The 19917-nt window shown below is 43.1% G+C and carries 22 protein-coding genes; 13 read left to right on the top strand and 9 right to left on the bottom strand.

The features are described 5' to 3' along the window. The first annotated feature begins 1 nt into the window (after position 1). A complete protein-coding gene (locus ACNORC_RS02930; protein WP_418334092.1) occupies positions 2 to 151 on the top strand; it encodes a FeoB-associated Cys-rich membrane protein in 150 nt (49 codons plus the stop codon). 2 nt (positions 152 to 153) lie between these two features. Here ACNORC_RS02930 and ACNORC_RS02925 read toward each other — a convergent pair whose 3' ends face one another. Then, positions 154 to 975, bottom strand: a complete 822-nt coding sequence (locus ACNORC_RS02925) for a ZIP family metal transporter (RefSeq protein ID WP_418334091.1) — start codon at positions 973 to 975, stop codon at positions 154 to 156. Beyond that, positions 972 to 1634 carry a metal-dependent transcriptional regulator gene (locus ACNORC_RS02920; RefSeq protein ID WP_418334090.1) on the bottom strand — a complete coding sequence of 221 codons (663 nt, stop codon included), beginning with the start codon at positions 1632 to 1634 and terminating at the stop codon, positions 972 to 974. Before ACNORC_RS02920 ends, ACNORC_RS02925 begins: the two co-directional genes overlap by 4 nt. 103 nt (positions 1635 to 1737) lie before the next feature. Here ACNORC_RS02920 and ACNORC_RS02915 point away from each other — a divergent pair, with 103 nt between their 5' ends. Continuing rightward, positions 1738 to 4026, top strand: coding sequence for a TonB-dependent receptor (locus ACNORC_RS02915; protein ID WP_418334089.1), 2289 nt, complete (start codon positions 1738 to 1740; stop codon positions 4024 to 4026). A 6-nt stretch (positions 4027 to 4032) separates the two neighbouring features. Here ACNORC_RS02915 and ACNORC_RS02910 read toward each other — a convergent pair whose 3' ends face one another. Next, positions 4033 to 4761: a tellurite resistance TerB family protein gene (locus ACNORC_RS02910; protein ID WP_418334088.1), complete on the bottom strand. Its 729-nt coding sequence runs from the start codon at positions 4759 to 4761 to the stop codon at positions 4033 to 4035. A 168-nt stretch (positions 4762 to 4929) separates the two neighbouring features. On the opposite strand from ACNORC_RS02910, the gene ACNORC_RS02905 reads away from it, so the two are divergent. From ACNORC_RS02905 to ACNORC_RS02895, 3 genes are all read left to right on the top strand, one after another. Continuing rightward, entirely contained in the window at positions 4930 to 5340 is a 411-nt protein-coding gene (locus ACNORC_RS02905) for a BrxA/BrxB family bacilliredoxin (protein ID WP_418334087.1), read from the top strand. A gap of 112 nt (positions 5341 to 5452) precedes the next feature. Beyond that, complete coding sequence (locus ACNORC_RS02900) at positions 5453 to 6193, top strand: lysophospholipid acyltransferase family protein (RefSeq protein WP_418334086.1); 741 nt, start codon at positions 5453 to 5455, stop codon at positions 6191 to 6193. An 11-nt stretch (positions 6194 to 6204) separates the two neighbouring features. Then, positions 6205 to 6873 (top strand): HD domain-containing protein, encoded by a 669-nt coding sequence (locus ACNORC_RS02895; protein ID WP_418334085.1) that lies wholly within the window; start codon positions 6205 to 6207, stop codon positions 6871 to 6873. Here ACNORC_RS02895 and ACNORC_RS02890 read toward each other — a convergent pair. The 6 genes from ACNORC_RS02890 to ACNORC_RS02865 form a co-directional block, all read right to left on the bottom strand. Continuing rightward, on the bottom strand, positions 6870 to 7943 hold the full coding sequence (locus tag ACNORC_RS02890; protein ID WP_418334629.1) for a PA0069 family radical SAM protein: 1074 nt from the start codon (positions 7941 to 7943) through the stop codon (positions 6870 to 6872). The genes ACNORC_RS02895 and ACNORC_RS02890 overlap by 4 nt on opposite strands. Positions 7944 to 7993: 50 nt before the next feature. Next, the gene (locus ACNORC_RS02885; RefSeq protein WP_418334084.1) at positions 7994 to 8776 is read right to left on the bottom strand and encodes an enoyl-CoA hydratase/isomerase family protein; all 783 of its coding nucleotides are present in this window, start codon (positions 8774 to 8776) and stop codon (positions 7994 to 7996) included. 6 nt (positions 8777 to 8782) lie between these two features. Then, a complete protein-coding gene (locus ACNORC_RS02880) occupies positions 8783 to 10237 on the bottom strand; it encodes a sensor histidine kinase (RefSeq protein WP_418334083.1) in 1455 nt (484 codons plus the stop codon). Between the two features lie 41 nt (positions 10238 to 10278). After that, positions 10279 to 10827 carry a CopD family protein gene (locus ACNORC_RS02875; protein ID WP_418334082.1) on the bottom strand — a complete coding sequence of 183 codons (549 nt, stop codon included), beginning with the start codon at positions 10825 to 10827 and terminating at the stop codon, positions 10279 to 10281. 111 nt (positions 10828 to 10938) lie between these two features. Continuing rightward, entirely contained in the window at positions 10939 to 11970 is a 1032-nt protein-coding gene (gene hemH, locus ACNORC_RS02870; protein ID WP_418334081.1) for a ferrochelatase, read from the bottom strand. Between the two features lie 90 nt (positions 11971 to 12060). Then, positions 12061 to 12957: an AraC family transcriptional regulator gene (locus ACNORC_RS02865; RefSeq protein WP_418334080.1), complete on the bottom strand. Its 897-nt coding sequence runs from the start codon at positions 12955 to 12957 to the stop codon at positions 12061 to 12063. 210 nt (positions 12958 to 13167) lie between these two features. On the opposite strand from ACNORC_RS02865, the gene hemA reads away from it, so the two are divergent. The 8 genes from hemA to ACNORC_RS02825 are packed head-to-tail and all read left to right on the top strand — an operon-like array spanning position 13168 to position 19870. Beyond that, positions 13168 to 14427: a glutamyl-tRNA reductase gene (hemA, locus tag ACNORC_RS02860; protein WP_418334079.1), complete on the top strand. Its 1260-nt coding sequence runs from the start codon at positions 13168 to 13170 to the stop codon at positions 14425 to 14427. Continuing rightward, on the top strand, positions 14424 to 15341 hold the full coding sequence (gene hemC / locus ACNORC_RS02855) for a hydroxymethylbilane synthase (RefSeq protein ID WP_418334078.1): 918 nt from the start codon (positions 14424 to 14426) through the stop codon (positions 15339 to 15341). Before hemA ends, hemC begins: the two co-directional genes overlap by 4 nt. After that, positions 15338 to 16006, top strand: coding sequence for a uroporphyrinogen-III synthase (locus tag ACNORC_RS02850; RefSeq protein WP_418334077.1), 669 nt, complete (start codon positions 15338 to 15340; stop codon positions 16004 to 16006). Before hemC ends, ACNORC_RS02850 begins: the two co-directional genes overlap by 4 nt. Positions 16007 to 16057: 51 nt before the next feature. Continuing rightward, positions 16058 to 17086 (top strand): uroporphyrinogen decarboxylase, encoded by a 1029-nt coding sequence (gene hemE / locus ACNORC_RS02845; protein WP_418334076.1) that lies wholly within the window; start codon positions 16058 to 16060, stop codon positions 17084 to 17086. 2 nt (positions 17087 to 17088) lie between these two features. After that, entirely contained in the window at positions 17089 to 17577 is a 489-nt protein-coding gene (locus ACNORC_RS02840) for a DUF6973 domain-containing protein (protein WP_418334075.1), read from the top strand. A gap of 8 nt (positions 17578 to 17585) precedes the next feature. Further along, the gene (hemF, locus tag ACNORC_RS02835; protein WP_418334627.1) at positions 17586 to 18488 is read left to right on the top strand and encodes an oxygen-dependent coproporphyrinogen oxidase; all 903 of its coding nucleotides are present in this window, start codon (positions 17586 to 17588) and stop codon (positions 18486 to 18488) included. Positions 18489 to 18519: 31 nt separating this feature from the next. Further along, on the top strand, positions 18520 to 19485 hold the full coding sequence (gene hemB, locus ACNORC_RS02830; RefSeq protein ID WP_418334074.1) for a porphobilinogen synthase: 966 nt from the start codon (positions 18520 to 18522) through the stop codon (positions 19483 to 19485). Positions 19486 to 19525: 40 nt separating this feature from the next. After that, entirely contained in the window at positions 19526 to 19870 is a 345-nt protein-coding gene (locus ACNORC_RS02825) for a hypothetical protein (RefSeq protein WP_418334073.1), read from the top strand. Positions 19871 to 19917: the final 47 nt, after the last annotated feature.

The raw sequence follows: 19917 nt of genomic DNA, 5'->3' as shown, positions 1-19917 counted from the left end.
TATGGAACTAATTCAGGAAATACTGGTCTTTATCACCTTCTTTTTCGCAGTAGGGTACATGTTTACAAAATTCATCTATAAACCTGCTTTTTTGAAGCGACAAGGTTCAAAAGAAAATGGCTGTGATACCGGCTGCGGAAGTTGCCACTAATTTTATCCCAGACCAACATCCAGCGTCATCATTACAAGAAAACCCCCAATGAATCCCATCGTCGCGATGTCTGTATATCGATCTTGTTGAGATTCGGGAATCACCTCTTCCACCACCACGAAGATCATCGCTCCTGCCGCAAAACATAATGCATAAGGTAATATAGGTTCAAAGGTCATAACAGCCCAGGCTCCCAACACTGCTGCAATAGGCTCAACGATAGCCGACATCTGTCCGAAATTAAAACTTCTCCACCGGCTTAAACCCTGACCCCTCAAAGGCATGGCCACCGCAAAACCTTCAGGAAAGTTTTGAAGCCCGATCCCCATAGCCAGCGCAACCGCTCCCCCAATGCTGGCACCTTCCAGCCCCATTGCGGCACCTCCAAAAAGCACCCCTATCGCAAGACCTTCAGGAATATTATGCATGGTAATGGCCAACGTGAGTAATACAGATCTATGCCATGGTGTTTTCACCCCTTCTTTTTCACTCATTTTGAAGTTCACATGTAAGTGAGGTAATACCTTGTCCAAACCAAAAATAAAAAAGGCCCCCAGTGCAAAACCTACTACCGCAGGAATCACTTTTATGAAACCTTCCCCTTTGCTCATTTCAATACCGGGCGCCAGCAAGCTCCAAAAACTCGCGGCTACCATTACTCCACCGGTGAATCCAAGCATCCCATCAAAAAGCGCACGATTCATTTTCTTAAAGAAAAAAACCAGTGATGCCCCCAGGGCGGTCAGCCCCCAGGTAAAAAGTGTTGCCAGTAAGGCAGCCATTACAGGATCTAATTGCTCAAAATAGTCGATTATATTATTCATGCCTCTAGAGGTTTTACATACAAATTATGGGAAACACTTTTGGAAATTCTGAAATCTCTTTCATTTATCTCAATCAATAAGGATTGATCATATTCTTCGCGATTTATCACCCTAATAGATTTTCCAAGAGCAATGTCATTTTTATCAAGATAACGCAGGAATTCTGTGGAAGAATCTTTGACTCCTACACAAATACCCACATCACCTTCTTTAAGATCTGCCAATAATATTTTATTTGATATTCTAAAATTCCCCGCGGCATCGGGAATTGGATCTCCATGTGGATCTCTCTTAGGATGACCAAGGAAATTATCCAGTTCTTCGGTCAGTTTTTCAGACTTTATGTGCTCCAGTTGTTCCGCAATATCGTGCACCTCATCCCACGAGAAATTCAGTTTTTCCACTAAAAATACCTCCCAAAGACGATGCTTGCGGATAACCTCTATGGCGGTTTCTCTTCCCTGTTCACTTAAAGTCACTCCCTGGTATTTCCTGTACTTTACCAGTTTTTTATCGGAAAGTTTCTTGACCATATCGGTCACAGATGAGGCCTTGGTTTCCATTTCTTCCGCAAGGGCATTGGTACTCACCCCGCCAGAATATTTTTTTTCTAAATGAAAAATAGCTTTCAGGTAATTTTCTTCGGAAAGGCTAAACATATAAGTGTTTGTTTTTATATGCCAAAACTACATTTTTTATTTACCATAAACAATTTTTAGACAAGTCTAAAAATTGTTTATACCTTTGCTAAAAATATAAGCTTTGAAAACTTTTTGCACCATACTGTTTACCTTATCAAGTTTTATAATTCATTCCCAAACAGCACAAATAAGCGGAAAAGTGACTTCTAACGGAAATCCAGTTCCTTTCGTAAACATTTTTCTGGAAGGTACTCAAATTGGATCCACCACTAATGAATCCGGAGAGTATATATTCACCGCTCCTTTTGGTCACCATGAAATTGTCGTTCAAGCCATTGGCTTTAAAACAATAAAAAATCACCTGGACGTATTGAGCCCTGAGAAACAAACGGTGGACTTCTCCCTACAGGAGGACATCACAGGGCTCGACCAGGTGGTAATTTCTGCAAGCCGTACAGGTCAACTTAGACATACCGCACCTGTTATCGTCTCAGTGACTTCATCAAAAGACTTTAAAGCCACTCAGTCCATCAGCCTTAGTGAAGGCCTGAACTTTCAGCCGGGCTTGAGAATGGAAACTAATTGCCAGAACTGCGGATTTTCACAGGTGCGAATGAACGGCCTGGATGGAGCATATTCCCAGATCCTTATCGACAGCCGGCCAGTCTTTAGCGCATTAAATGGAGTTTATGGCCTTGACCAGGTCCCTGCAAATTCCATCGACAGGATCGAGGTGGTGCGAGGTGGAGGATCTGCGTTGTATGGATCCAATGCCATTGCCGGCACGATAAATATCATCACCAAAAAGCCAACTGAAGATTACTTTGAAATTGCCGGGAATGTTGCAGCCATTAATTCCGAAGCCAGTGATAAGGCTATTACCATGAACGGAACCATTCTTTCAAATGATTATAACGCAGGTTTAAATGTCTACGGAATGTTTCGTGACCGAAATCCTTATGACCATAATGAAGACGGTTTTACTGAAATAACCCAGGTAGAAAATAAAACCTTCGGTTTTAAATCATTTTATAAGCCTGACGAGCGCAGTGAGATCAGTCTGGATTTTCACACCATCCACGAGTTTCGACGAGGAGGAAATAAATTACATCTACAGCCTTTTGAAGCAGATATCACCGAACAAATTGATAGCGATGTAATAGGCGGCGGGCTTACTTACGAAGCATTTTCAAAGAACAAGAATATGCGGTATTCGGTCTACGGGACCGCTCAATTGTCCAGAAATGAAAATTTCTATGGAGGAAAAGGGGAAACCTTTGAGGAGAGCATAAAAGGATACGGAAATTCTCTGGATAACACCTATTTATTGGGAACACAGTTCTCTTTCGACCAGAAAAACTTTTTGGGTTCCACGGCTACTTTTACCGTCGGAAGTGAATTCAAGAACAATCTTATGAAAGACCGCAAACCGGGCTACAACGCCAGGATAGATCAAAACCTGAATATTCTGGGTCTCTATGCCCAGCAGGAATGGCAGGCTACTCCCAAATTAAAAGTTCTGGGAGGCTTGCGTGCAGACCTTCACAACGTAGCTGAAGAAGAGGTGGTCTTCAATCCTCGTTTGAATCTTTTATACGCTGCAAGTGAACAACTCCAGTTCAGAACCAGTTACGCGAAGGGGTTCAGGGCCCCACAGGTATTTACCGAAGACATTCATGCCAGGATCGCAGCCGGAGAAGTAAGTCTGGTACAATTTTCAGAGAACCTTGAGTCAGAGACTTCACACAGTTACCTGGCTTCCGCAGAATGGAGCAAAAGTACGTTAGATGAGAACTACCGGTTTACTTTGGAGACCTTTTACACCAGGCTGGAAAAACCTTTTGTACTGGAGAGGATTTCAGAAACAGTTTTTGAAAAACGAAACGGGGAAGGCGCCAATGTCTACGGAATGAACCTGGATGCTGTTTTCGCGCCCAACCAGGATTGGATCCTTCAACTCGGAGGAACTTTACAAAAAGCCAAATATGATTCCCCGGTACAGTTTAGTGATGATCCAACCGTATCATTGGATAATGCCAGGAACTTCTTTAAATCTCCGAATATCTACGGAAACTTCATCCTTACTTATGCGCCTGTAAAGGCCTGGCAGAACAATCTTTCTGGTGTTTATACGGGCAGCATGTATGTGCCTCACTTGGCGGGATATATTGAAACGGATCGTTTGGAAAAGACAGAAGATTTCATGGAAGTGAATTTTAAGACTGCTTATACCTTCGAACTGTCAAAAAGTTTCCAACTGGAACTAAACCTGGGTGTACAGAATATTTTTAATCAATACCAGCAAGATTTTGACATGGGAGTTGACAGGGACGCCAATTACGTCTATGGACCTTCCAGGCCAAGAACGTTCTTTGCAGGATTGAAATTTGGGAATAAACTATTGCAGTAAGCTGTTTTAAAACCCTCTTTCCTTCTGAATTTGCTCGTAGGCTTCCTGCACCCTTCTGAATTTTTCTTCAGCGCCTTTGATGTAAGCTTCATCCATATGCTGAATTCTGTCAGGATGATATTTCTTAGCCATGGTTCTGAAAGCTTTTTTCACTTCGGCATCAGTAGCTGACTTATCGATCTCCAGAATTTTATAAGCATTATCAGTAGTCTTGAAGAACATAGCTTTTATACTCCCGAAATCTTTCATACCCAATCGAAGGTATCGGGCGATCTCTTCAATTTTGCTGGCTTCAGCAGCACTAACGTGTCCATCGGCATTGGCAATTGAAAATAAGAAGTGAACGATCTGTAATCGGGCTGCGTATTGGGTTCTTTGAGCCAGGAATTGAGCGATTCGCGCCGCATTCATTTCGCGCTTGTTCACCACTTCATTGAAGGTCCTGAAAATGGCATTAGCGCGATCCTTTCCATAGGATTGCACAAAATAGGTTCTCACATAATCCATTTCACGTTGACTCACGTTACCATCGGCCCTTATTACTATGGCTGAAAGGGACAACAGGTGCAATTCAAAATCACCCGGAGTAACTCTTTCTTCTTCTTTAAAAAAACTGAAGTTATCTTTTGAGGAGGTAAAAAGGGAATCAAGAATACTTCCCAGAATAAAGCCGAGGATCGCGCCGCGAAAACCATAAAACATGAAGCCGAGGACAGCGGCTATCCATTTGATCATGAGAGAACTGTTTTGCCCGCAAAGATAACATTTTAAGTCAGCTTTTTCTGAAGGCGTTGTTTCAGAATAACTGGGTTGCGCACAAGGCTTTATAGGTCTATAATTTAGCCAGCTTAACTTTATTTGGTATCTTTGCGGACTATTAAGTCTTAAAAAAATATTTGATATATGTATCCACCGGAATTAGTTAAGCCAATGCGTGAAGATTTGACGAGCATTGGATTCAAAGAATTACATACAGAAGCTGAAGTTGACGAGGCAATTGCTCAAAAAGGAACCACTTTAGTGGTAGTGAACTCGGTATGTGGGTGTGCGGCAGCCAATGCCCGTCCTGCAGCACGTATTTCATTACAAAACAGTAAAACTCCAGATCATTTGGTGACCGTTTTTGCCGGAGTAGACAGAGAGGCAACAGAAAAGGCCCGCGATTATATGGTACCATTTCCTCCTTCTTCTCCTTCAATGGCTCTTTTCAGAGATGGAGAGTTGGTTCACATGCTGGAAAGACACCACATTGAAGGCCGTCCTGCTGAAATGATCGCAGAAAACCTGACAGAAGCATACAACGAATTCTGTTAATTTTCTACGGAAGAAATTTAAAGGCTGCAGGAAGATAATTTCTGCAGCTTTTTTTATGGTTGTCCGGCAGCAAATAAATTGAGAAATTGCAGCCTCTTTGCACCCGTTAAAAATGAAGACTCTAAAAAAATTACTTTCTTACCCGCTTTCTGTCCTCTTTTATATTTTCTTCGGAATTACGCTGCTGACTTTTCACCCTATACAATGGGTATGTCTGAAGCTGGGAGGCTATAGTGCCCATAAAAAGAGTGTTGACATTTTCAATTTCTTCTTACTGCGTTGCCTGAATATCCTGGGTACTCGATTTACGATCCAGAACGAATTTGACCTTCCCGTTGACAGGCCCTGTATCTTCGTGGCCAATCATCAGGGAATGTATGATATCCCTCCTATTATATGGCATTTCAGAAAACACCACCCAAAGTTTGTAAGCAAAATGGAACTCGGAAAAGGCATTCCAAGCATCTCCTATAATCTTAGGCATGGCGGAAATGTATTGATTGACCGCAAGAATGGCCGGGAAGCGCTGACTAAAATGTCAGCATTTGCAGATTACCTCAACACCAACAATCGTTCTGCAGTGATCTTTCCGGAAGGTACCCGTAGCCGCACGGGTGCTCCCAAAAAATTTGCCGTACAGGGATTGCAATTGCTTTTTAGAAAAATGCCGGAGGCGATGGTGGTTCCTATTACCATCAATAACAGCTGGAAGCTTTTCAGAAATGGCAGTTTCCCTATGGGTATAGGCGTGCACCTCAATATGAAGGTTCAAAAGCCAATTTCGGTAAAATCTGAAGACCCCGAAAGCCTTGTGGCAATTGTAGAGCGGTCCATTACTGCAGACATCAAATAATACCTATTCTAGTGAAGAAAGAAGAAGTAATTCAAAATACAACAGCCTTTGTTCAAAAGACCCTTCAAAATGCTGAAGGAGGACATGACTGGTTCCACATACAAAGGGTATTAAAGAACGCAAGAGAGATCGCTGCCGGTGAAAATGTGGACCTTTTCATAGTGGAACTGGGAGCTCTACTGCACGACATTGCTGATTCGAAATTTCATAAAGGAGACGAAAGCCTGGGACCCAAAAGAGCAAGAGCTTTTTTAGAAGGTCAGCAGGTAGACGAGGAAGTTATAATCCACGTAGAAAATATCATAAAATGGATCTCCTTTAAAGGAGGAAATGAAAACCAGCAATTCAGCTCTCCGGAACTCGATGTGGTACAGGATGCTGACAGGTTAGACGCATTGGGAGCCATTGGAATCGCCCGTACATTTAATTATGGAGGTCATAAAGGACGGGGCATTTTTGACCCCGAGATAAAACCTAACCTCAACATGAGCAAGGAGGAATATAAACGGTCTACTGCTCCCACGGTCAATCATTTCTATGAAAAGCTCTTCTTGCTTAAGGACCGGATGAACACAAAGACCGGTAGACGTATGGCGGAAGAAAGACATCAATTCATGGAGCTATACCTCAAAGAATTCTACAAAGAATGGGGTGCAGATCCTGAAAATCCGTTTAACTAGAATAATTTCATTTGCCCGTCTTTGTACTGCTCATGTAGATCGCAATCAAGTACCGGCCTCTCCCTCCCTGAAAGATATTTCTTTCGCGCGATAGCAAATTGCTGTGCTACCTGTTCTGCAAACTGGCCCTCCCCTTTCATTCTGGTTCCAAAGCGACTGTCATTGAGATTACCATTGTGGCATTCTGCTATTTGATGAAGTACCTTTTCAGCTCTATCTGGCATGGTTTTCCTGATCCAGTCTGAGAAAATGCCGCCTATGGCTCCATTCAGTCTCACCACTGTATAACCCACTCCACAAGCCCCACGTTCAGAGATCTCCTTTACCAATGGCAGAATTTCATGACTGTTAATAGAAGGAATGATCGGTGCCATCATCACATTGACCGGAATTCCCTTTTCACTTAACCGTTCAAGGGTTTGCAGACGCTTCTTAATACTGGCAGTACGCGGTTCCAGTAACTGCCGGATTCTTTCATCCAGAGAAGTAATAGAAAGATTAACCCTCACCAGATTATCCTTCGCCAGTTCCTCCAGAATATCAATATCCCTCTGAATAAGGGCATTTTTGGTAATGATCCCTACGGGATGCTTGTATTTCAGAAAAGTCTGCAGCAGTTGGCGGGTGATCTCCAGCTTGCGCTCCACAGGTTGATAGCAGTCCGTATTTCCCGAGAGGATAATAGGACTTGCCTTCCAGCTTTTGCTTCTCAGTTTGTTTTCAAGGAGTTCAACAGCATTGCGCTTCACCAGGATCTTCTGTTCAAAATCAAGTCCGGCGCCGTAACCCCAATATTCATGTGAATTGCGTGCATAGCAGTAGACACACCCATGCTCACAACCCTGGTAAGGATTCAGAGAAAATTCCAGCCCCACATCGGGACTGGAAACTTTATTTACAATGGTTTTAGGAAAAGTGTCAATAAACGAAGTTTTTGAATCTATTGCTTCGTCGCCCTCGGCGGCACAATAGTTCAGAAAATCATCCCGCATCTCATACGAATGCAGAGAGAATCTATTATTGACCTGTAGCTGTGCTCCCCTTCCTTTAATATGCCCGTTCCCCTTCATCAGGAACAAAAATAGGAATTTTTCCTATAAAATGGAAAATATCCAAATGGTTATTTTCCTGGAAATTCTGCTTTGCGTTTGCTCAGAAAGGCAGAAGTACCTTCTTTAAAATCTTCAGTACCAAATGACCTACCGAATTCTTCGATCTCAATTTCAAATCCATTTACACCATCCTCGTAGTTTGAATTCACTGCACGAATAGCAGCAGAAATGGCCACCGGCGAATTCTTCATTATCTTGCGGGCCATATCCTCGGCAAAGGAGATCAGTTTCTCCGGCTCTGTCACATGGTTTACCAGGTTATATTCCAAAGCCTGACGAGCATCGATCATTGAGGCCGTCATGATCATTTCCATAGCTCTTCCTTTGCCCACTAACTGTGGCAGGCGCTGTGTTCCTCCGTAACCGGGAATAACTCCCAAAGAAACCTCCGGAAGTCCCATTTTTGCATTGTCACTGGCGATCCTGAAATGTGCAGCCATGGCCAGCTCAAGTCCTCCTCCAAGGGCAAATCCGTTCACCGCAGCAATTACAGGTTTGGAAAGATTGGCTACGAAATCAAACAGTTTTTTCTGACCTTCAGCCGCCAATTGTTTTCCTTCATCTTTTGAGAAATCGGCAAACTCACTGATATCTGCCCCGGCAACGAAGGCTTTTTCTCCGCTTCCGGTTAGAATGATGACTTTAATATCTTCATCTTCCTGAGCTTCAGAAAATGCTTCATGCAGCTCCTGAATTGTAGCCCGGTTTAGGGCATTCAGTTTTTTGGGACGGTCAATCGTGATATACCCAATTCCGTCGTTCTCTTCAAATAATATATTCTCGAAATCCATAGTTGGTTATTTTGGAAAATGTACTTTAAATATAGTTCCTTTATTCAGTTTTGAGGTAAAGTCGATGTTCCCGTTACAACTCTCCACAATATTCTTAACCATCGCCAGTCCTAGCCCCATTCCGCTGCTTTTGGTGGTAAATTTAGGTTCGAAGACCTTCGGTTTGTTCTCTTCTGAAATTCCCGTTCCATTATCGGAAACGGTAAGGCAAGCCCGTCCTTCTTCTTCGGTCACGGCAACCAGTATTGCGGGATTCTCCACATCGTCAACCGCCTGAATGGCATTTTTGACAAGATTGGTTACCACCCTTATCAACTGGGTTCGATCAAATTTGGCAAGTATTTCCTCTTTTTCCGCGGAAAAAAGAATGTACTCCTCATTAAAAATATCAAGAGCCAGTTTTACAATTTTTGGAACATTCAGCGTCTCATTTTGCTGTGCCGGCATCTTGGCGAAATTCGAAAAAGCCGAAGCTATCGAGCTCATCGTGTCAATTTGATTGATAAGCGTATTGCTGAATTCATCCACCTTTTTCGGCATTTCAGGATCATCCGGATCGAATTTGCGTTGAAAATTCTGAACACTCAGCCTCATTGGCGTCAATGGATTCTTGATCTCATGTGCCACCTGCTTCGCCATTTCCCGCCAGGCCTGTTCCCGTTCACTGGTGGCCAGTTTCACGGCACTCTCTTCCAGCTCATCGATCATTGAATTATAAGCACTTACCAGTGTAAAGATCTCCTCACTAACATTGCCTATCTCGATCTTTTGATTTCGTTTATCCAACCTTGTCTGGTTGATCTTTTCAGAAATTGTCTTAAGGCTTCGGGTAATATATTTGGAAAGGAAATATGCCAGAACAATGGCCAAAAGCAACATAAAAAGATAGACCTCCGTCAATCTCACCAGGAAATTATGAAGGTCGCGGGTAATAAAATAATCATCTTCCAGGTACGGAATATTTAGAATTGCCAGCGGCTTGAATTTGTTGTCGGTTATATATGTATAAGAAGACTGGAACTTTTTATCCCCTTTTCGGGTGTGAAGCAAAACGCGTTTGGTCGAGGAAGAGGCAAGCTTCTCCATAATTCGCGGTGCCATTTGCAGGTCTGTAGTATCTCTGAAAAATGACTGATTCGACTTCAGAATAAGGTCTCCATCAAGGCTGTAAATATTGAGCGGCATGTTATGCACCTGGGAGATCTCGTTGATCTTGTTCCGCTCTTTCAGGATGAGGGTGATATTATCCTCGCTTACCTCATAGGTGGTACTTTCGATTACGAATTTGATATGTTCCCGAATAGCTTCCTCCTTGCGCTCCAGCCTTTCCCGATGGTACTCTTGCGCCTCTTCTTTGTATTGAAATACCGTGATCCCACCAATTAAGATGGATGCCAGCAGCACCAATAGGATCATGGAAAGAAAAATACGGGTACGTAAAGAGAATTGCAAAAGTCTCATTTATTTGATTTCGCTTAGATGCAACAATTATTAAACCATTTTTAGAGCTCCGGATTTTTGTTGCGCATCCGTTTATAAATTCTTATCCCAAGCATTAACAATCCGGCGAGTACAAATATTCCAATGACACCATAGATCCAGTTGAAGGCGTTCTTGAGGATGACCAGAAATACTACCGCAAATAGAATTAAAGTAGAAACTTCGTTCCACAAACGCATTTGGTTAGAAGTCCATTTAAAAATGTCATTTTGGAGCTCTTTAAAAATGAAGTGACACTTCATGTGATAGATGTACAGGAGTAGGACAAAGCCCAATTTTACCAGCATCCAGTCCTGTTGCAGCCAATACGGATTAATGAATAAAAGCCAGAAAGCGAATACACTAGCCAGAACAGCCGACGGCCAGGTAATAATGTACCAGAGCCTTTTGGTCATCAGCTTTAGTTGGGCCGACAGGATGGAACTTTCAGGTTCAGGTTTTTGCGCAGCCTCAATATGATAAATGAATAGCCTCGGAATGTAAAACAAGCCGGCGAACCAGGTAATGACAAAAATAAGATGTAAGGCTTTGATGTAATTATAATACTCCAACGGCAGTCAGGTTTTATGCTACCCACAGATCATTTTTGCGGGTTTCCACACAAATATAGCCAAAAAGCCTTTGCTAATCGCCCTTTTCAGTAAATAGGAAATTCCGGTGAGCTAGGCCTGTACAGGCAGCGTCGCCCATTCATCCACCCATCGTGCGAGTATTTTCACCCATTCATCCCGATCGTTCAGACAGGGAACAACAGTGAACTTCTCTCCTCCTACTTCTTCGAAGATCTCCTTGCCTTCCATCGCGATCTCCTCTAGGGTTTCAAGACAGTCGGACACAAAAGCAGGGGTAACAATTGCCATCTTTTTCGTGCCTTCAAGCCCCAGTCGCTCGATGGTCCTGTCTGTATACGGTTTAAGCCACGGATCAAATCCTAAACGGGATTGGAAGGACACAGAATAGGTTCCGTCTTCAAGCCCGAGATATTCAGCCACTAAACGGGTAGTCTCATAACACTGATGTCTGTAGCAGAACTGATGCGCTGCGGAAGGTGTCTGGCAGCAACTGCCATCGATCTTACAATGAGATTTTGTGATATCACTTTTTCGGATATGCCTTTCAGGCACTCCGTGGTAAGAAAATAAAAGATGCTCGTAATCCACATTTTCAAGACTTTCTGAAATGCTGTTGGCAAGCACCCTGATGTAGTCAGAATGATTGTAAAATGCGGGTACAGAGGTAAACTTCATGTTCGGAAAATGCTTTTTCCGAAGCTCTTCGGCTAGCACAAGAATAGTCTCTGTTGTTGCCATTGCAAACTGTGGATAAAGAGGAAACAGCAATACTTCATCTACACCTTTGTCATGCAATTCCTGCAACCCCTGAAGAATAGACGGCTTTCCATATCGCATCGCCAAAGCAACAGGCACAGAGGTAAGGTCGTCTACTTTATCCCGAAGCCTTTCGGAAAGCACAATGAGCGGACTCCCCTCTTCCCACCAGATCTTCTGATAGGCTTCAGCTGATTTCTTGGGGCGGGTATTTAGAATAATTCCCCGTACCAACAGGGTTCTGGCCCAGTACGGCACATCGATCACCCTTTCATCCATCAGGAATTCATCGAGGTATTTTTTTACGTCTTTAGGATCGGTACTTTCAGGAGAACCCAGGTTGACCAATAAAACTCCTTTGCTCATCTGCTTTTATTTGAGATCAAAAATACTATTAAAATTTCCCAGCCAAAAATGGCTTTTCTTCTAAATATAAAATACCCGAATTGTCAAAACCTATTGTCCCGGCTCTGTTGTGAGTGACATCAAGTACTTCTTTGGGGTGGTTCCAAACTTCTTTTTAAAGGCTGCAATAAAATGGCTGGAAGTACTGTATCCCACGCGCAGTCCCACTTCATTAACATTGTATTCGCCAGTGTCCAGCAATTTACGGGCGTATTCCATTTTGTAATCAAACAAAAAACTGAACACTGAATCTCCATAGATCTGCTTAAATCCTTCCTTCAGTTTTTTAAGGCTCAGGTTGATCTCCCGCGACAGCTCCTGTAATGACGGAGGTTCAGCCATATTTGCGATAATGATCTCTTTAGCTTTGCGGATCTTCAACACATTTTCCTCGTCATTGAGAAATGGACATTGTTCCACATCGGGTCCCGCGGCTTTGTTGAAATACAGGCTAAGTAGTTCGTAGGCTTTTGCCTTATAGTAAAGATTCCGGATGATGTTGGCCACGCTGTAATTTTCCAACTGGCTGAGTACGATCATCATTCCCGGCGAAAGCGGCGCGTCTTTATAATACTGTTTATCGCGGTTCTCAATACTCAAAAAACTGATATAACCGGCCTCTTCCGAAAAGAGGGCATGAAAGGTTTTTATGGAAACAACTACAGAGATCAACCAGCTGTTTGGTTGCAGTTCCAGATCAATGGGAAGATCTCTTTTCGGATTGTACAGCAAAAGAGAATTCTCTTCGGAAAGCGGAATTTTATAGCTGCCATTATTGAAAAAGAATTTACCCGAACCCTTTCCGAAAAAGTGGAACTGGATGAAATTTGAATTTATATTCCTAAGCAGCTTTACCGGCTGCTGCTGCTCATTCCGGAACTTCAACAGGTAAAATCCTTCTTCGAGCCTGATCTTTTCAAAAGTACCTTCAGCGATGTTTTTTTCCATGGCGGTCCTAACTTAAGTGTTGTGGCAAAAACAGGACAAATTTGGCCGAAAATCTCGGACTATCCCTGTTCACAGGCAAAATTACGGAAAAATATGATCTTCGTCAGTTTTTCCCTGAAAATCACGTGCAGCGTTAAAAATTGTACTTTGCGCGTTGTTTTTTAGCTAAGCCTTATATTAATTTTGCTAGTTGAATTCCGAATCAGGTACATGGAAGATTACAATATATCAAGAGGAAAGCATTTTTACACCATTGGTCTGAGCTATAAAAAGGCTGATGCAGAAATAAGAGGACACTTTAGTCTGGACGATCAAGCAAAGAAAAATCTGCTTGAGCAGGCCAGGGATGAAGGCATTGACGAATTGATCGTGACCTCTACCTGTAACAGAACCGAGATCTACGGTTTTGCACAACACCCTTTTCAGTTGATCAAACTTTTATGTGAACACACCCACGGTACGGTGGAAGAGTTTGAAAAAGTTGCTTACGTCTACAAGAACAAAGAGGCTATCTCTCATATGTTCAGAGTAGGTACAGGGCTTGACAGCCAGATCCTGGGAGATTTCGAGATCATTAGCCAGTTAAAAGCGGCTTTTTTGATGTCCCGCGAAGCAGGGGTTGCAAATCCCTTTTTTGAAAGGCTAATAAATTCTGTTATTCAGGCAAGCAAGCGCATCAAGAACGAAACAGATATTTCTTCGGGGGCAACTTCCGTAAGTTTTGCTTCTGTTCAATATATCCTTAACAATTTTGAAAATCCGGCAGAGAAGAACATTCTTCTCTTCGGAACAGGTAAAATAGGACGAAATACCTGTGAGAACCTGGTAAAACACACCGGAAATTCTCACATTACTCTTATCAACCGCACCAAAGGAAAAGCTGAAAAGATCGCCGGTAAATTCCAACTTACCGTTAAAGATTATGCCGATCTTCAGGCAGAGATAAGACAGGCTGATATTTTGATCGTGGCTACGGGTGCGCAGAATCCTACTATTACAAAAGACCTTATCTATAATAAAAAGGATCTTCTTATCCTCGACCTTTCCATTCCTAAGAACGTGGAATCTGAGGTAAACGAACTACCGGGAGTAGAAGTGATCCATTTGGATCACCTGTCACAGATGACCGATCAAACTCTGGAACGCAGAAAGGCTTCAGTACCACAGGCACAGGCAATCATTAAAGAAATGGAAGCCGATTTCAATTCCTGGCTGGAAACAAGAAAATTCGCCCCCACCATAAAAGCATTGAAGAAAAAACTTCGGGAAATGAAAGATGCCGAAGTAGATTTTCAACGCCGCAAGATCGACGGCTTTAATGACCGACAGGCAGAGATCCTGGGAGATCGCATCATTCAGAAGATAATGAACCAGTTTGCGAATCATCTTAAAGGAGATTCGAACAACACAGATGAGAGTCTGGAGTTGATCCAGAGAGTATTCCAACTGGAAGAACTGGCGAAAAAATGAGCAGAAAGATCCGAATAGGAACCCGCGACAGTGAATTGGCCCTATGGCAGGCGAATACCGTTAAAAATGCTCTTGAAGCTTTGGGTTATGAAACCCAATTGATACCCGTCAAATCTCAGGGGGATCTTGTGCTGGATAAACCACTATACGAATTTGGCATCACCGGGATCTTCACCAAAACTCTGGATGTCGCAATGTTGACCAACGAGATTGACATTGCTGTGCATTCCATGAAAGACGTTCCCACTGCCCTTCCCAAAGGAATTGTAGAGGCCGCAGTCATGAAACGCGCTCATACTCAAGATATACTGGTGCACAAAGGCACCGACTTTCTCAATGAAGAAGGAATTATTGCCACGGGAAGCCTGAGAAGAAAAGCCCAGTGGTTACATAAATATCCAAACCACGAAGTAGTTGACCTGCGCGGAAATGTGAATACCCGCCTTCAGAAATTGCAGGACAGCGACTGGAACGGAGCTATTTTTGCCGCAGCAGGGCTCGAAAGGATCAACCTGAAACCGGAGTCCTATGTGGACCTGAAATGGATGATCCCTGCTCCCGCTCAGGGTGCAATGCTAATAGTGGCAAAAGAGGAGGATGATTTTTGCAGAAAAGCTGCAGGAGCCTTAAATCATGAAAGATCCCAGATCTGTGTGCATATTGAAAGGGAATTTTTGCGCACTTTAGAAGGTGGTTGTACAGCCCCAATAGGAGCGTTGGCAGTAATTGAAGGTGATAAGATCAAGTTTCATGGAGCTCTTTTCAGCGTGGATGGCTCACAGAAGTTTGAAGTGAGAAAGTATGTCGAGTTGTCTCAAAAAGACGGTTTTGGAAAGGCCTGTGCCCGGGAGATCCTCGAGGCAGGTGGCGCAGAGTTGATGAAGGAGATAAAAGCTTCCATCAACAACTTATGAGTGCCACCGTTCTTTCTACCAAAAAACTAACTGCCGCCCAAAAGGAGCTTTTGATCAACGCCGGTATAGGCCTGGTTGAAAAGGATTTTATTTCCATTGCTCCCCTCGAATTCGAGGTTCACAAGCTCCCCAAAAATGTCATTTTCACCAGTAAAAATGCTGTAAAAGCGGTTCTAAAAAAGCCTTTTTTGAAAGAACTTCAGCAGAAGAATGTTTTCTGTGTGGGAGATAAAACGGCAGATTATCTGAGAGGGAAGAACTTTAAGGTGATTGAGAGTGCAAATTACGGATCGGAATTAGGTGCGTTAATTTCCGAGAATTACGAAGATGAGGATTTTCTGTTTTTCTGCGGAAAAAAGCGGAATCCAGAACTGGAAGAGATCTTAAAAGCCAATTCTGTTGATCTGGAAGTAATAGAAGTTTATGACACGCTTCCGGCGCCAAAAAAATATGATCGTATCTTTGACGGAGTGCTTTTTTTTAGTCCAAGTGCGGTAGAATATTTCACTGCAGAGAATGAGCTTTCAGAAAGCATCGCATTTTGTATTGGGAAAACAACTGCTTCCGAAGCATCCAAATATACGAGCCATGTAGTCATGGCCAACCGGCCGAGTATCGAGAACGTGATCGTGCAGGCTGTGAAAAAACTGAAAAATGAAAAGTAGCGCCTTAGTTCCAAAACAAAAGGCATTAAAAATCAGACTAAACATTCAAAAATGATAAAAAACGATCTATTTCTTAAAGCTTTAAAGGGCGAAACAGTAGAACGTCCTCCGGTATGGATGATGAGGCAGGCAGGACGTTATCTTCCTGATTTCATGAAGCTCAAAGAAAAATACGATTTTTTCACGCGTTGCCGCACTCCTGAGCTCGCTACCGAAATTACGGTTATGCCGATCAGGCAAGTGGGGACAGATGCCGCTATACTTTTCAGCGACATTTTAGTGGTACCGCAAGCGATGAATATTGAAGTGGAAATGAAACCCGGAGTGGGGCCGTGGTTGCCAAATCCTGTAAGAACTCTGGAGGATGTACACCAGGTGATCGTTCCTAATATTGAGGAGACATTGGGATATGTGCTTGATGCCGTAAAAATGACCAAACAGGAGCTCAATGATGAGGTGCCGCTTATAGGTTTTGCAGGCTCTCCATGGACCATACTTTGCTATGCAGTACAGGGCCAAGGCTCTAAGAATTTTGATATCGCCAAGAAATTTTGTTTTACCAATCCGCAGGCGGCGCATCTTTTGCTTCAGAAAATCACCGACACCACGATTTGTTATCTGAAAGAAAAAGTGAAAGCAGGGGTTGATGCCGTTCAGATCTTTGATTCGTGGGGAGGAATGTTGTCTCCGGAAGACTATCAGTTATTTTCGTGGAAATATATTCAGCAGATCATTGATGCTCTAAAGGGAGATACTCATGTTATAGCTTTTGGAAAGGGCTGTTGGTTCGCGCTTGATAAAATGGCTGACTCCGGAGCTTCTGCACTGGGTGTCGACTGGACCTGTTCTCCTGAAATGGCACGTCATTTAACCGGTGGGGAGATTACCTTGCAGGGGAATTTCGATCCAAGCAGATTGTATTCTCCTCCTGCAGAAATAAAGAATATGGTGCATGAAATGATCAATGCCTTCGGAAAAGACAGATATATTGTAAATCTTGGCCACGGAATTCTTCCGGACATTCCTGTGGAGAATGCAATCGCCTTTGTGGAAGCTGTAAAGGAATATAAAGTCTCTTAAAGGTGGTCATAGGTAAAAGAATTATCTCCCTTAAGCCAGGAGAACTCGTTGTTCTTTTTGGAATCTTTTTAAAGCATCCATTATACCTTCTCCCCACTTATAGAGCAACTAAAATAACGGTAAGCATAAGCAACAGGTTATTTGGAAAGTTACATCATGAAGACAACAGGACCAATGCATTTCGCCATGCCCTATGGAACTATCTGATCTGCAAATATTGTCTACCTATAGCGGGATCACGTGAAGAAGCGATGACCTGGAGCAAAAAAATTACCGATCTCCATGAGAGGTTATCTCCTAATGAAAGATTGGCAAAAGCTATGGATCTTCATAACAACAGGATAGGCAGAGAGCTATTTTTTAATAACTCTTACAAAAAGGAGGAAATCGAATCCCTTCTACAAAAAATGGCAAAGGAAGCAGTACAGGTCCGGAATTTAAAAGAAATTGAAGAATCAAGGGAGAAACTGGTTTTCATTGAAGAAATGTGATCAAAATGATGAAAGAGAAATTCTACTCGTACATACAAGACCTCCAAGATAGAATCACCTCAAATTTAGAGGATATTGACAGCGAGGCATTTTTCAAAGAAGATCTTTGGAATAGAGAAGAAGGCGGAGGTGGCCGCACCAGGGTCATAGAAAATGGAGCCGTTTTTGAAAAAGGAGGTGTCAATATCTCCAAGGTTCACGGTCCTTTAGCCCCGGCCATGCAGCAGTATTTCAATGTTGGTAATGTCAATTTTTTCGCCTGCGGACTCAGTCTCGTACTTCATCCAAAGAATCCCATGGTGCCCACGGTACACGCCAACTGGCGCTACTTTGAGATGTACGACAAAGCAGAAAATACAATAGACAGCTGGTTTGGCGGCGGACAAGACCTTACTCCATATTACCTCTTTGATGAGGATGCAATACATTTTCACAAGGTTTGCAAAGCAGCATGTGATCGTCATGATCCCGAATTCTATCCGGAATACAAGAAAAAATGTGATGAATATTTCTATAATTCCCACCGCGACGAAGCCAGGGGAATTGGCGGACTCTTCTTTGATTACTGTAAAACTTCCGAAGAAAAGACGATGGAAGACTGGTATGATTTTGTAACCGACGTTGGAAACAGCTTTTTAGAAGCCTATGTTCCTATCGTAGAAAAGCGGAAAGATCTGCCATTTTCAAGTGCGCAGCGGGACTGGCAGGAGATAAGACGCGGAAGATATGTGGAATTCAACCTGGTGCATGATAAAGGAACCTTGTTTGGCCTAAAGACCAACGGCCGGATAGAAAGTATATTGATGAGCCTGCCGCCACACGTGCAGTGGGTCTATGATCATCACCCTGAACCGGGAAGCGAAGAAGAGAAGTTGCTACAGGTACTGCAGCATCCGCAGGAATGGGTTTAAATGAAGATCAATTTTTTAAAAATCAACAGGTATGTTAATACGAAACCGAAGACTTAGAAGCAGCGAAGCCATTAGAAGCCTCGTGAGGGAAACTACTATTTCTCCAAACGATTTTATTGTTCCTCTATTTGTGGTGGAAGGTAAAAATGTGAAAGAGGAGATCAAATCTATGCCGAATTATTTCAGGTTCAGTCTTGATCTTCTGGAAAAAGAAGTGAAAGAGCTTTGGAATTCCGGACTTAAAGCAGTCCTTCTGTTCGTGAAAGTCCCTGATGATCTTAAAGACAATGCGGGAACGGAGGCTTTAAATGCTGACGGACTTATGCAGCGGGCAGTGAAAACGGTAAAGGACGCGGCACCTGAAATGCTGGTCATGACCGATGTGGCCTTAGATCCATACTCTTCTTACGGACACGATGGAATTGTTGAAAATGGGGAAATTCTAAATGATCCAACCAAAGAGGTCCTGGCAAAAATGGCACTTTCACATGCCCAGGCAGGAGCTGATTTTGTTGCGCCCAGTGACATGATGGACGGAAGGATCCGTGCTATTAGAGAACTTTTGGAGCAGGAAAAATTCTTCAACACAGGAATCATGAGCTACAGTGCTAAATATGCTTCGGCATTTTACGGGCCTTTTAGAGATGCTTTGGATTCCGCCCCTGGATTTGGTGATAAAAAAACGTACCAGATGGATCCTGCCAACCGAGAGGAAGCTGTAAAAGAGACCCTTCAGGATATTGAAGAAGGCGCTGATATTGTTATGATAAAACCGGGCCTTTGTTACCTCGATATTGTTAGAGATATCCGCAATGTGGTGAATGTCCCGGTAGCCGTTTACCAGGTGAGCGGCGAGTATGCAATGATCAAGGCTGCCGCCGAGAAAGGCTGGCTGGACCACGACGCGGTAATGCTCGAGCAACTTATGGCCATTAAAAGAGCGGGCGCGAAAATGATCGCAAGTTATTTTGCAAAAGACGCTGTTAAATTACTTTAGCAGCAGCAGAAGCAATGCTTTTTCTATGTAATTTTATCGGGTGAAACTGAATCATAATTCCATTAAATTTCTGCTCCTGCTGCTGGCCTTTTCCAGCCTGGGAGGAAATTTTTCTTTTGGTGCCACTGCCCAGATAAAGCAGGATCACCATCATTCTTCGGAAAGGATCCAGGGTATTTCCAACCTTTTTTTCGCGGTTCCTGAAAACCTGATCAGAAATTTTCCCGACCCTGCTGAAGACCTTTCCTTCGGAAGCCTTTTTTTGTGGCAGTCCTTTTCATTTTCAGCTGAAACAGTAAAAAAACAAGCTACCGCTTTTAGATACAGCAGAGATCTGAGGGCCGAAATTTCCACACAAACCTTTCCCACCCACTATTTTTTGTGACAGCCCGGCCCCTAGCGGCCTCTTAGCCTTCGCTTTGCGAATTAACT

It is taken from the genome of Salinimicrobium soli (assembly GCF_048323655.1).
In the GTDB taxonomy this organism is placed as follows: domain Bacteria; phylum Bacteroidota; class Bacteroidia; order Flavobacteriales; family Flavobacteriaceae; genus Salinimicrobium; species Salinimicrobium soli.
Note: the sequence above shows the minus strand (reverse complement) of the source record. Positions and strands in the feature narration are given on the sequence as shown.